This is a genomic window from Paraburkholderia sediminicola, assembly GCF_046027355.1.
Lineage (GTDB): Bacteria > Pseudomonadota > Gammaproteobacteria > Burkholderiales > Burkholderiaceae > Paraburkholderia > Paraburkholderia sediminicola_B.
Map to the genome: position 1 here is coordinate 72,720 of NZ_JAQQEK010000014.1, position 12,305 is coordinate 85,024.

Consider the following 12,305-nt stretch of genomic DNA (forward strand, 5'->3'; position numbering starts at 1 on the left):
CGAGCCTCGCAGGGCTTTGACGCCAGCCTCGTGACAAGGTTCGCCAGGCGGAAATTTCGGTCCCGGATAGCATCCCGGGGTTCCAGCATCGCATGAGGATTGGTGTTATTGTGCATTGCACAACAAAGCACCGTCCTACCGGACGGACCCTGTCCCTTTTTGCGAGGTTTTCCGCCAATGGCAAAAAGTCTATCGAAAATCTGGCTGCGCGGTCTCAAGCGGCTGCTCGCGATCCAAACCGAGCACGCTCGCAAAACCACCAAGCGCACCGCGACGCGACCGGCCCGGCCCGCCACCAATAAGCCGTCCGCCAAAGTTCGCCCGCTCAACCTGGAAGCGGCGGCGCGTGCGCCTGCCAAGCGCGAAGTGCCGCGTGCCGCCGCCCGCGAGTCGCGCGTACGTCCGCGCGCATCGGCATGGGCGAGCGGCTCGTGGACGCGCTCGTTCCACTCGGCGCCTGCCGCGCCCGGCCGGCTCGTCAATCACCTTCAGTACGGCTTGTATGTCCCGACGGGCCACGCGCTCGAGGCCATGCCGCTGGTGGTGATGCTGCACGGCTGCACGCAGTCGATCGATGAATTCGCCGAAGGCACGCGGATGAACGTGCTCGCCGACCGCTTTGGCTTTGCCGTGGTTTATCCGGAACAGTCGAAGCACGTGCATTCGCACCGCTGCTGGCATTGGTACGACGCCGGCGATCACGCCGGCGGTGCCGAAGCGCGCGCGGTGGTGTCGCTGGTGGACGCGTTGGTCGCGCAGCATGGTTTCGACAGCGAGCGCGTGTACGTCGCCGGAATCTCCGCTGGCGCCGGCCTGACAGCGCTTCTGGCCGTCAACTATCCGGAGCATTTCGCCGCGGTCGCGCTGCATTCCGGCCCCGCTTTCGGCGAGGCGCGTTCCGGCGTCGCGGCGATGGACGTGATGCGGCGCGGTGCGCGCCGCGAACCGGCCGAACTGGTCGACGAAAACGCCGACGTGGCGCGTTACCCCGGCATGCCGGCCATCATCATCCACGGCGACGCCGACCATGTGGTCTCGCCGATCAATGCCGACCAACTGGCCGTGCAGTTTCTCCGCCTGAATCGCATCGTCGACCAGAACGGCGCGCGCAAATCCGGCGAAGTCCGCGAGGATCGCAAGGGCGGCGTGGTCATGCGCGACTACCTGCGCGGCGGGCGGCGTGTGGTGCGGCTGTGCCGCGTGCAAGGACTCGCCCATGCATGGAGCGGCGGCGACGACGCCGTGCCGTTTCATTCCGCCAAAGGTCCCGACGCAAGCGCCATGGTGTGGGAATTTTTCAAGCACCAGCGCCGCACGGACACAGGCCGTATCGCGGAAGCCGACGCCGCAGCGGCCTCAGCGGGCGCGCGGTGACGTTGAAGCAACACTTCGAAATGAGTGCTGGCGTGTTCCTAGGGTTTTCCCTATAATACGGGTTATCCCTTAGGCGTTAACGCCTAAACTCATTGTCGAGGTTGACCATGTATCTGCTTAGCCGCCTGTTTCTGTTTCTGACCAAATCGCCCGATCAACTCGCTAAAGAACGCGCTGACGCTTTCCTCGCTGAAGCAACCGATCTGTACGATCTGGAATTCCGTATGCGTAAGCTGGACCGTGAGGCGAACGTTCGCCAACCGTCGTGGATGAGCCAGCACTAAGCTGCGCAAGTTAAAGCATCGGCGCGGATTGCGACGCCGGTGTTCGGGTGAGGCGCCCAAGCTGTCGCAAATCGTCGCAAGCGCTCAGACAGCCGGATTCAATTGCCACAACGCGTGATTCAACACCGCGGCGAACGCCACCCAAGCGACATAGGGCATCAATAGTCCGCCTGCCCAGCGGTCCCGTCGCCAGAATGCACATGTCAGCGCGACGATCAATACCAGCAGTATCAGAATATCGGCCAGCGCCACGCCCGGCCGATGCAGGCCGAAAAAGAGCCACATCCAGGCTGCGTTGAATAGCAACTGCACCAGCCATAAGACGATCGCTGCGCTCAGGCCGTCGCGTTTCCACACGCGCCAGGCGGCAATCGCCATCAGCACATACAGCACCGACCACGCCGGCGGGAACACCCAGTCTGGCGGATTGAACGCGGGCTTTTGCAGCGCCACGTACCAGGCGTCAGGCAGAAACCGGCTCGCGACGAACGCGGCTGCGAACGCCAGAACAAGAAACACCAGCAGCGACGGCAATCGGCGCATCCCCGAGTCTCCTTCAGATATCCAGAATCAAAGCAAAGCCACGTAAGCGTGTGCTCACTTGCCGAAACGGGCGAGCGTGCGTGCCCGCGCTTCGGCATGGTCGACGATCGGTGCCGGATAGTCTTGGCCCAATACCACGCCGAATTCAGCGAGCCGGTCCGCTCCCGCCAGCCACGGCGCATGAATCCACTTCGACGGCAGCTTCGCGAGCTGAGGCAGATAACGTTTGATAAAGCGTCCTTCGGCGTCGAATTTTTCGGACTGCGTGATCGGATTGAAGATCCGGAAATAAGGCTGCGCATCGCATCCCGTCGACGCCGCCCACTGCCAACCGCCGTTATTCGCCGAGAAATCGAAGTCGTTCAACCGTTCGGCGAAGTACCGCTCGCCGAGCCGCCAGTCCACGCCCAGATCCTTCACCAGAAAACTCGCCGTCACCATCCGCAAGCGATTGTGCATATAGCCGGTGCGGTTCAATTGCAGCATCGCGGCGTCGACGAGCGGGTAGCCGGTGCGGCCGTCGCACCACGCGGCGAATGCTTCGTCCGCTTCCGGGCCCTGTTCCCAGCGCAACCGGTCGTACTCTTCCTTGAACGACGCGCCGCTCGCGAGCCGCGGATGATGCGCCAGGATCATGAAGTAGAAGTCCCGCCAGATCAGCTCTGACAGCCACGTCGCGGAGCCTTGCCCGTCAGGTTGCAGCGACATTTCGTGGGCGAGGCGCGCCAGTGTGCGGATGGAGACCGTGCCGAAGCGCAAATGCATCGAAAGATAGCTCGGACCTTTGGCAGCGGGAAAGTCGCGCCGGTCCTTGTAGCTGTCGATGCGCGTCGCGAAGTCGTCGAGCAGACGCTGCGCGCCGCTCATGCCGGTGGGCAGATCCAGTTCCGCGAGGTTGCTCGGCGCAAAGCCGAGTTGAGCGAGCGTCGGCAACCGGCGGTCCAGTTTCGACGGCGGCGCGGCCAGATGCTTCGTGTAGGTTTCCACGGGATACGGCTTCAGATCGAAAGCCGTCAGTTGCCTGAGCCATGCGTTCTTGTACGGCGTGAATACCGTGAACGGTTTGTCCTGGCCAGTGAGCACCTCGTCGCGCTCGAAAATCACCTGATCCTTGAACGTCAGCCACTGGCGTCCAGCTTCAGCGAGCCGCTCGCGAACCGTCTCGTCGCGCTCGATGGCGACCGGTTCGTAGTCGTGATTCGCGAAGACCGCGTCCGCGCCGAGTTCATCGGCGAGCCTCGGCACCAGGTCGGCGGGCTCGCCGTACAGCACGATCAGGCCGCCGCCGTTCGCGCGCAACGCTTCGTCCAGTTCGCCCAGCGCCGCAAGAATCAACTCGATGCGGCGATCCTGCGGCTGCATATCGGGATGACGAGCCTGCCATGCGTCGATCAGCGGCTGCAGGATCGTCGTGTCGAACACGAATGCGCACCACACGCGCTCGCAATGCTTGAGCGCGTAGTAGAGCGCGGCGTTGTCCGTGCTGCGCAGGTCGCGGCGAAACCAGACCAGACCGGTGTCGAAGGAGTCGTTCAGTTGTCGGACGCGTGTCATCAGGAACGTGGAGAGTGTAACTAAGGTGGATGGCTGCTCGATCGCCGGCCGAGAGCGTTGCAAGCGGCGGCACGGACCTGCGTCGCACATCGCATGCCGCGTCCGCAAACGGCACAACGCCCGGCCCTATCGTGCAGGGTGCGGGCGCTGTTCGTGGCAGGCGGTGCGGTTTTCCGCGCCGCTCCAGCGATTCTTTAGCGATGCATCGTCGATGAATCCGTTGCTTAAGCGATTTGCAAGCGGACGTCGACGTTGTTACGCGTGGCGTTCGAGTACGGGCACACCTGATGCGCTGCGTCGACCAGTTCCTTCGCCGCGCCGGCGTCCAGACCCGGCAGCGAGACGCGCAGATCGATGTCGAGTGCGAAGCCGCCCTTGTCGTTCGGGCCGATGCCGACTTCCGCCGTGACTTGCGTGTCAGCCGGCAAAGTCTGCTTCTTCTGGCCCGCGACAAACTTCATGGCGCTCAGGAAACACGCCGAGTAGCCTGCTGCAAAGAGTTGTTCCGGATTCGTACCTGCTGCGCCGGTGCCGCCCAGTTCACGCGGTGCTGCCAGCTTAACGTCCAATGCGTTGTCCGACGATACTGCACGGCCGTCGCGGCCACCGGTGCTCGTTGCGCTTGCTTTGTAGAGGATGTTCATGGTGCTGCTCCTATGTCTGGGTTGTCAGGATCTGCAAATTTGCCGCTCTTTGCTGAGCCCGCCGTTCTGGCGGAGCGTTGTCGCAGCGGCATGTGAGTAAGATAGTACACAAACCATTTGTGTGCAAATGAATTTTCGCATCATAGCGATAGCGCGCGTTCTGCAACGGGCCGGCTAGTGGTCCATGTAATCGTGGAGGGTGGCGCGCAGGCGAGTCAGGTCGTCGCGCAATCGCAGCAGAAATTCGGGCGTCTGCTGGGTCGCGCACAGGATTTCCGCGGGCACTTCGCGCGCCTGGCGCTTGAGCGCCGAGCCGGCTTTGGTGAGCCGGATATACACGAGACGCTCATCGTCGACGCCGCGTACCCGCTCCAGCAGCCCTTGTGTCTCAAGGCGCTTGAGCAGCGGCGTGACCGTCGCCGAGTCGAGGTTCAGGCGTGCGGCCATGTCTTTGACCGTGACATCGTCGCTCTCCCACAGCACCAGCATGGCCAGATACTGCGGATACGTCAGGCCCAGCTTGTCCAGTAGCGGCTTGTAGGCCTTCGTCATGGCAAGCGAGGTCGAGTAGAGGGCGAAGCAGAGTTGCTCGTCGAGCGTGAAGGGTAAAGCGGGCCGCTGGGTCATGATGCATCTCGTATAAAAAGAGCGTGCAAATGGATTGCGCGCAAACCATTGTGCCGCAAATCGGCGCAGGTTGACGAGTGCAGTTGGAGATTCAGGAAAGATTCGGGAAACGGCGAAGACAAGCGCCGCCGTGAGGGCGGCGTGGCGCGGGCGCCAGAACAGCGCCCGCGCCTGAACGGGACTCAAGCCGCCGGCGTGGTCGGCAAGTCCGGAGCTTCGGGCGTTTGCACGCCGAAGCAGCCGCGATAGGTCGCGTAGAACGAGCAGTACAGCATGGTCGTGACGATCATCGTGGCGGGCATCAGGATCGCGAACGCGAAGTCGCCCGCGCCCAGCGCCTGCATCAGCGCCGACAAGCCGAGCGACACCGTCAACGCCACCGCGAACCACAGCGCGCCGAACACGATAAACGCGCCGCGGTTGCGCCAGCAACTCACGAGGCTGAAGAACATCGCCTTGACGGGCGGCACGTCATGCCACGCGGCGAGAATCGGCGAGAACCAGAAAATCATCGCCACCGGAATGTAGACCGCGAAGGCCGTGATCACCGCCAGCGGGATATTGCTGTTGGCGATCGCGTCCTGATCCATCGCGGCGGCGCCGAGCATGACCTTCAGCAGCATGCCGCCGTCGGCGAGCGCCGACGCGGCCAGCACCAGCGCCATTGCGACGACGTACAGCACGCCGAGTACCAGCAGCCGTTTGGCGACCACAGGGCCGTACGAGTGAAAACCGTCCACCAGAATGGTCGGGAACACCGGTTTGCCGGCGATCGTGTTGCGGCACGCCGCCATGAAGCCGACCGCGACGCCCGGAATGAACGCCAGCGGCAACACGCCGCCGACCACCGGAATCTGCGACACGAGCGTCATCACCAGCAGATAGGTGAAGAACAGCGTCAGGAACGCGAGCGGGTTCTTGCGGAACAGCCAGATACCCTGCCGGAACCACACATAGCCGGCTTTCGCGGGGACTTCGATCAGTTGCATGAGGTATGGATGCCTGGAAGTGCAACGCCGGTTAGGCGTTCGCGCAGAATGCGCTCGAAATGGCCGGGGTCGTGCGGTTTGAGCAGTTCGGCCGCGCGCGGCAAATGAAAATCATACAGGCGCGAGACCCAGAAGCGGTATGCGCCCGCTCGCAGCATGTCGCCCCAATGGCGGTTTTCTTCGACGGTGAAGGGGCGCACGGTCTGGTAGGCACGCAGCATGGCTTCGGTGCGCGCGTCGTCGAGCTTGCCGGTGGCGAGGTCGACGCACCAGTCGTTGACCGTCACCGCCACGTCGAACAGCCACTTGTCGCAGCCGGCGAAATAGAAGTCGAAGAAACCGCCCAGGCGCACTTCGTGGCCGGTATCCGGCGCGGCGTGCGCGAACATGGCGTTGTCGCGGAACAGATCGGCGTGGCACGGGCCTTCGGGCAGCGCGGCGTAGTCGGCCGACGCGAAGAAGGCTTCCTGATGCGCCAACTCCGACGACAGCAGGTCGCGTTGCTCGCCTTCCAGAAACGGCAGGATGGTCGGCACGGTTTCCTGCCACCACGGCAGGCTGCGCAGATTCGGCTGATAGCCCGTGTAGTCGCGTCCTGCCAGGTGCATGCGCGCCAGCATTTGCCCGACTTCGATGCAGTGCTCGACGCCCGGCGCCAGTTCCGGCGCGCCCTCGAGCTTGGTCACGATGGCGGCGGGCTTGCCATGCAAGGTGCCGAACAGCGCGCCGTCTTCGCGCGGCATGGGGTCCGGCACCGGCACGCGATGCGCGGCCAGATGCCGCATGAGGTCGAGATAGAACGGCAGTTGTTCGGCCGTCAGCTTTTCGAAAATCGTGAGGACGTATTCGCCGCGCGTCGTCGTCAGAAAGAAGTTGCTGTTCTCAATACCGGAGGAAATGCCGCGAAATTCGACGACGTCGCCGAGATCGTAATGGCTCATCCATTCTGCAAGTTGGGGTTCGGTGACAGCGGTGAAGACAGCCATGCGGGAAACGTCAGATCAGGTTGGTCGGGCTGGCGCGGTGCGGCCAGTGCGATGTGCGGCAAATGCAGTATCGGAAAAGCGTTCTTTCGGAGCCGTGAAGCGCTGCGGCATTTCAACGCCTTACCGCCAGGATGAAGCTGGGCAAGCAGGCTGAGGCCCGGGATAGCGCCTTGCGGGCGCTTGGATCCGGGCGGCGCCCACACCGGGCGCCGCCCCGGCATGCATCAATAGGTCAGGTTCACGGACGGTAAACGCGTGCTCGCGCGGCCGTTGTCGCGCACGGTGGGCGACGTATCGAGCGGTGCGCTCATTTGATAGCGCGTGCCGAGGTTCGAATGCACGTTGATTTCGACGGGCTTGCCTTTGTCGCGGTATTCGGTGATTTCGGTCCCGTTGGCACTGCGTTCGTAGAAGCTCGGCGTGCGCGGGACGTTGATTTCAACCTTCGAGCTGACCTCGGCGGCCGGACGATTGATCTTCTCCAGGTCGGGCAGACCGGCCCGTTCGTTGGCGGACTGGGGCGCGCCGGGAGCCGGTGTATCGTCGACGGGCTGGGCAGCCATCGCGGCGTTGCCAAAGGCGAGGGCCAGCGCAACGGCGACGGGAAGGAGCGGCTTCATGGTGATTCTCCAATATGGTGCCCCGATTCTAGCAAATCCCACCTGGTCCTCGGGCGCGATCGCCTTATTTTGCGCCGCTTTCGCGCGGCGTGCGCGCAATCTTGCGAGCGGTGCCGCAACGTGTGTTGCAGCACCGCCAGGTGATTTGGCGAGCAACGGTTCCGTGGTAATGTGGCCTCATCATTAGAGGCGAATGAAGATGAACAACGATACCAATCAACGCGCGGTGCAGACTCCCGCCAACAGCTTCCCAACCGAATCCTTCGATGACGCTACCGAGGCCGTCACCCGCCTCTCGGCGATCTACGAAGCGAACACTTCGTTTCTGCGCGACGCCTTCGCGCGTTATCGCCGCAACGAATTGTTCGAACGCCGGGTGCGCGCCTGCTATCCGTTCGTGCGGGTGTGCACCGAGGTCAACACGCATATCGACTCGCGCCGTTCGTATGGCTTCGTCGCGGGTCCGGGCGTGTTCGAGACGACCGTCACGCGCCCTGATCTGTTCGGCAACTACTATCGCGAGCAATTGCGCCTGCTGGCGAAGAATCATCACGTGCAGATCGAAGTCGGCGTGTCGGATCAGCCGATTCCGATTCATTTCGCTTTCGCCGAAGGCATCCACCTCGAAGGCGATCTGGATCGCGAGCGCCTGTTCCTGATGCGCGATGTATTCGACACGCCGGACCTGGCGCTGCTCGATGACCGCATCGTCAACGGCACGTATGAACCGCTGCCGGGCGAGCCGCATCCGCTTGCGCTGTTCACGGCGGCGCGGGTCGATTTCTCGCTGCATCGGTTGAAGCACTATACGGCGACCTCGCCCACGCATTGCCAGAACTACGTGCTGTACACGAACTACCAGTTCTATATCGACGAGTTCGTCAAACTCGGCCGCACGATGATGGCCCATACCGACGACGAAGAAATGCGCGCCTATCGCAGCGAGTACACGTCGTTCGTCGAGCCGGGCGACGTGGTCACGTACAACGCGAATCTCGGCGAACAGGAGCAGGAAGGCACGGCGCCGCCGCGTCTGCCGCAGATGCCCGCGTACCACCTGAAGCGCGCGGACGGCAGCGGCATCACGATGATCAATATTGGCGTCGGGCCGTCGAACGCGAAGACCATTACCGATCACATCGCGGTGCTGCGTCCGCATGCGTGGATCATGCTCGGCCACTGCGCGGGCCTGCGCAATACACAGCGCCTCGGCGACTATGTGCTGGCGCACGGCTATGTGCGCGAGGATCACGTGCTCGACGACGACCTGCCGTTGTGGGTGCCGATTCCGGCGCTTGCCGAAGTGCAGGTGGCGCTGGAGCGCGCCGTCGCACAGGTCACGCAACTGGACGGCGTCGAACTGAAGCGCGTGATGCGTACGGGCACGGTGGCGAGTGTGGACAACCGCAACTGGGAGTTGCGCGATCATCGTGAGCCGGTGCAGCGGCTCTCGCAAAGCCGCGCGGTTGCGCTCGACATGGAGAGCGCGACGATCGCCGCGAACGGTTTCCGTTTCCGCGTGCCTTACGGCACCTTGCTGTGCGTGTCGGACAAGCCCTTGCATGGCGAATTGAAGCTGCCCGGCATGGCGGATCAGTTCTATCGCGCGCAGGTCGATCAGCATCTGCAGATCGGCGTGAAGGCGATGGAGCTGTTGCGGATGAACGGGCTGCATCGTTTGCATAGCCGCAAGCTGCGCAGCTTCGCGGAAGTCGCGTTTCAGTAAGCGGTTTTTTTGACAGGCAAGAGCGGGCGGCGCTTCGGCTCGCTCCTGCTCGATCAAAGTCAAAGCTGCCCGAAGCCGGTCAGTCCGATCAAGCTGCCGACCGCCAGAAGCCACAGTGGGTGAATGCGCGTCTTCATCGCCATGGCAGCGGTGAACCCGGTGATCGCCCACGCGATGGCGGTCGAGTTCGACGCCTCGGCAATCAGCGCCGCGCTCGCCGCGATGATGCCAGCGGTCACCGGCACCAGTCCCAACTGCGCGTGGCGCCGCCATGGGCGGTCCTTGAATCGCTCCCACGCATGCATCGCGAGGATCGTCACCAGCGACGACGGCCCGAACTTCGCCACCGACGTCACCAGCATGCCGGCCCAACCGGCCACGTGCCAGCCGATCAGCGTGACGATCATCAGATTCGGCCCCGGCGCGGCTTGCGCGAGTGCGAACAGCGCGCTGAATTCGCTGGCCGGCATCCAGTGATGCACATCCACCACCTGACGCTGCATTTCCGGAAGAATCGTGTTGCCGCCGCCGAACGCGAGCAGCGAAAGCTGACTGAAAATAACGGCGAGAGCGATGAGCGTCTCGTTCATCGTGCGCTCCTCGACGCGATATAGATGCTGAGCGGCGTCAGCACCAGCATGGTGGGCAGAAGCGGCAGCCGCATGATCGCAATCGCAATGAAGCCGAGTGCCGCGATGAGCGCGGCCATTGGACTATGCCGCAGCGGCAGCAGGATTTTCACGGCCATCGAGATCAACAGGCCCGCCGCGGCGGCGGCGAGACCGGCAAACAGATGACGAACGTGCGGGTCGTTTTGCGTGTGCTCGTACAGCACGCCGAGGCCGATCACCACCAGCGACGGTCCCGCGATCAGTCCGAGCAGGCCGGCCAGCGCGCCCGGCACGCCGCGAAAGCGCATGCCCATCGCCACCGAGAGATTGATCACGTTGCCGCCCGGTAAAAACTGGCAGAGGCCCAGCAAGTCGGTGAACTCGTCGGCGCTCAGCCAGCGGCGTTGTTCGACCAATGCGCGCCGCGCCAGCGGCAGTGCGCCGCCGAAGGAGATCAGCCCGAGGCCGAGAAAGCCGCCGAAGATTTCCCGCAATGTGGGCGTAGGCGCCAGCACGGGCTCGGACGAGGTGAGATCGTGGTCCATATCGGTTAGCTTCCAGTTCAAGCTCAGGAGGTTAGCGCCGAACCGGCGTCGAGCAAAACGATTTTTGAGCGCCGCCTTGTGATCTAGAATCACAAGCATGGCACGAAACCTTCCTCCTTTTCCGGCGCTTCGCGCCTTCGAAGCCGCCGCGCGGCATGAGAGCTTCACCGCCGCGGCGAACGAATTGCATGTGACGCACGGTGCAATCAGCCGGCAAGTCGCCGCTTTCGAAACGTGGCTCGGCGTGCAGGTGTTCGAGCGTCGCGGCAAGCGCGTGCGCCTGACCGACGACGGGCGCCGCTACCTGTCCACCGTCCAGGCTGCGTTCGACAGCATCGCGCTCGCGACGGATCAATTGCGCGACACCGGTGTCATCCGCGTGCTGCGCGTGAATGCGTTGCCCACCTTCGCGATGAAATGGCTGCTGCCGCGCCTGCATCAGTTTCAGCGCAAGGTGCCGAATGCGGAGTTGAGATTGGCGACCTCGAACGCGCCGGTCGAGACGCTGGACGGCTTCGACGTCGCCGTGCGGCGCGGTCCCGCGCATTGGCCCAACTGCGCGAGCGGCCATTTTCTCGGCGAGACGGAGATTCCGGTGTGCAGTCCCACGTTATTGCAACGCTCGCCGATCAAGGTCGCCGACGATCTCGCGCGGCACGTGCTGCTGCATTCCGATACGCGTCCGGACGCCTGGCGCAACTGGTTATCGGCGGCTGGGGTGACGGTGAAATGCCGGAAGAAGCAATCATTCGATCACTTCTATCTGGCCTTGCAGGCTGCGGTGGACGGTCTCGGCGTGGCGCTCGGTCCGTTGCCCTTGCTGGCGGATGAGCTGGCATCGGGACGGCTCGTGGTGCCGCTGGCGGGTCCGCGTATCGACGCGCGCGGCTATTGGTGGGTGGCGAGGCGCGAGGTCGCGGATGCGCCGCTAGTGGCGCAGTTCTGCGAATGGCTGCAAGCGCAAGGCGATCAAACCGATGAAACGGAAACGGGCAGCCTCGAGGCTGCCCGTTAGCGTGCGCGTGTTCACTTCGCGCCACGGCGCGAAGCGGCAGCCTCACAGATAGAACATCCGGTCTTCATCCGACTTGGTCGGCTGCGGCTCGGTTTCTTCGCGGTCTTCATAGAACTTCAGCACCGCTTCGAGCACCTGGTCCGGATCGTCGATGACCTGCATGAGGTCCATGTCGGTCGGATTGATCAGGCCCATTGGCGTGAGCGAGTTCTTGAACCACGCAAGCAGGCCTTCCCAGAACTCGGCGCCCACCAGAATGATCGGCACATGGCGCGACTTCTTGGTCTGGATCAGCGTGAGCACTTCGGCGAGTTCGTCCAGCGTGCCGAAGCCGCCGGGCATCACGATCACCGCGTCCGAGTTCTTCACGAACGTGACCTTGCGCGTGAAGAAATGACGGAAGCGCAACGAGATGTCTTGCCACTGATTGCCCGACTGCTCGTGCGGCAACTCGATGTTCAGGCCGACCGAAGGCGCCTTGCCAGCATGAGCGCCCTTGTTGGCCGCTTCCATGATGCCCGGGCCGCCGCCCGAGATCACGGCGAAGCCGGCATCCGAGAGCTTGCGGGCAATTTGCGTGGCCAGTTTGTAGTAGGGCGAGTTCGGCTTCAGACGCGCTGAACCATAGATGCTGACAGCCGGACGAATCTCCGAGAGGTACTCGGTCGCCTCGATAAACTCTGCCATAATCGTGAACATCTGCCACGATGCGCGGGCCTTTTTGGCCGTTGCGCGCTCTTGATCTGCGAGTGATCGCAGACTCGGAATCACTTTTCTCTTAGTCATA

14 protein-coding genes are annotated in these 12,305 nt (G+C 63.3%); 4 read left to right on the forward strand and 10 right to left on the reverse strand.

The window, feature by feature from the left end; translation table 11 throughout:
* Positions 1 to 177: 177 nt before the first annotated feature.
* Together PQR42_RS23705 and PQR42_RS23710 are read left to right on the forward strand one after the other, a co-directional pair.
* Positions 178 to 1,374 carry an extracellular catalytic domain type 1 short-chain-length polyhydroxyalkanoate depolymerase gene (locus PQR42_RS23705; protein WP_408386938.1) on the forward strand — a complete coding sequence of 399 codons (1,197 nt, stop codon included), beginning with the start codon at positions 178 to 180 and terminating at the stop codon, positions 1,372 to 1,374.
* A 107-nt stretch (positions 1,375 to 1,481) separates the two neighbouring features.
* Entirely contained in the window at positions 1,482 to 1,658 is a 177-nt protein-coding gene (locus PQR42_RS23710; protein WP_074766744.1) for a DUF3563 family protein, read from the forward strand.
* An 84-nt stretch (positions 1,659 to 1,742) separates the two neighbouring features.
* On the opposite strand, the gene PQR42_RS23715 is transcribed toward PQR42_RS23710, so the two are convergent.
* The 7 genes from PQR42_RS23715 to PQR42_RS23745 all read right to left on the reverse strand — a co-directional run bounded on the left by PQR42_RS23715 (position 1,743) and on the right by PQR42_RS23745 (position 7,621).
* A complete protein-coding gene (locus PQR42_RS23715; RefSeq protein ID WP_408386937.1) occupies positions 1,743 to 2,201 on the reverse strand; it encodes a TspO/MBR family protein in 459 nt (152 codons plus the stop codon).
* Between the two features lie 54 nt (positions 2,202 to 2,255).
* Positions 2,256 to 3,755 (reverse strand): cryptochrome/photolyase family protein, encoded by a 1,500-nt coding sequence (locus tag PQR42_RS23720; RefSeq protein ID WP_408386936.1) that lies wholly within the window; start codon positions 3,753 to 3,755, stop codon positions 2,256 to 2,258.
* Positions 3,756 to 3,979: 224 nt separating this feature from the next.
* A complete protein-coding gene (locus PQR42_RS23725; RefSeq protein WP_106282649.1) occupies positions 3,980 to 4,399 on the reverse strand; it encodes an organic hydroperoxide resistance protein in 420 nt (139 codons plus the stop codon).
* 174 nt (positions 4,400 to 4,573) lie between these two features.
* Entirely contained in the window at positions 4,574 to 5,026 is a 453-nt protein-coding gene (locus PQR42_RS23730) for a MarR family winged helix-turn-helix transcriptional regulator (protein ID WP_408205310.1), read from the reverse strand.
* 182 nt (positions 5,027 to 5,208) lie between these two features.
* Positions 5,209 to 6,015: a BPSS1780 family membrane protein gene (locus PQR42_RS23735; RefSeq protein WP_132383716.1), complete on the reverse strand. Its 807-nt coding sequence runs from the start codon at positions 6,013 to 6,015 to the stop codon at positions 5,209 to 5,211.
* The gene (locus PQR42_RS23740) at positions 6,006 to 7,001 is read right to left on the reverse strand and encodes a homoserine kinase (RefSeq protein WP_408178495.1); all 996 of its coding nucleotides are present in this window, start codon (positions 6,999 to 7,001) and stop codon (positions 6,006 to 6,008) included. The genes PQR42_RS23735 and PQR42_RS23740 overlap by 10 nt, the downstream gene beginning before the upstream one ends.
* Before the next feature lie 224 nt (positions 7,002 to 7,225).
* Positions 7,226 to 7,621: a hypothetical protein gene (locus tag PQR42_RS23745; RefSeq protein ID WP_408205309.1), complete on the reverse strand. Its 396-nt coding sequence runs from the start codon at positions 7,619 to 7,621 to the stop codon at positions 7,226 to 7,228.
* Positions 7,622 to 7,820: 199 nt separating this feature from the next.
* Here PQR42_RS23745 and PQR42_RS23750 point away from each other — a divergent pair, with 199 nt between their 5' ends.
* On the forward strand, positions 7,821 to 9,347 hold the full coding sequence (locus PQR42_RS23750; protein ID WP_408386935.1) for an AMP nucleosidase: 1,527 nt from the start codon (positions 7,821 to 7,823) through the stop codon (positions 9,345 to 9,347).
* 59 nt (positions 9,348 to 9,406) lie between these two features.
* Here the strand turns inward: PQR42_RS23750 and PQR42_RS23755 are convergent, their stop codons facing one another.
* Both PQR42_RS23755 and PQR42_RS23760 read right to left on the reverse strand, forming a co-directional pair.
* Positions 9,407 to 9,937, reverse strand: a complete 531-nt coding sequence (locus tag PQR42_RS23755) for a chromate transporter (protein ID WP_408205308.1) — start codon at positions 9,935 to 9,937, stop codon at positions 9,407 to 9,409.
* Complete coding sequence (locus PQR42_RS23760) at positions 9,934 to 10,503, reverse strand: chromate transporter (RefSeq protein ID WP_408386934.1); 570 nt, start codon at positions 10,501 to 10,503, stop codon at positions 9,934 to 9,936. The genes PQR42_RS23755 and PQR42_RS23760 overlap by 4 nt, the downstream gene beginning before the upstream one ends.
* A gap of 97 nt (positions 10,504 to 10,600) precedes the next feature.
* On the opposite strand from PQR42_RS23760, the gene PQR42_RS23765 reads away from it, so the two are divergent.
* Entirely contained in the window at positions 10,601 to 11,518 is a 918-nt protein-coding gene (locus PQR42_RS23765; RefSeq protein ID WP_408205306.1) for a transcriptional regulator GcvA, read from the forward strand.
* Positions 11,519 to 11,560: 42 nt separating this feature from the next.
* Here PQR42_RS23765 and PQR42_RS23770 read toward each other — a convergent pair whose 3' ends face one another.
* Positions 11,561 to 12,304 carry an LOG family protein gene (locus tag PQR42_RS23770; protein WP_106282655.1) on the reverse strand — a complete coding sequence of 248 codons (744 nt, stop codon included), beginning with the start codon at positions 12,302 to 12,304 and terminating at the stop codon, positions 11,561 to 11,563.
* Position 12,305: the final 1 nt, after the last annotated feature.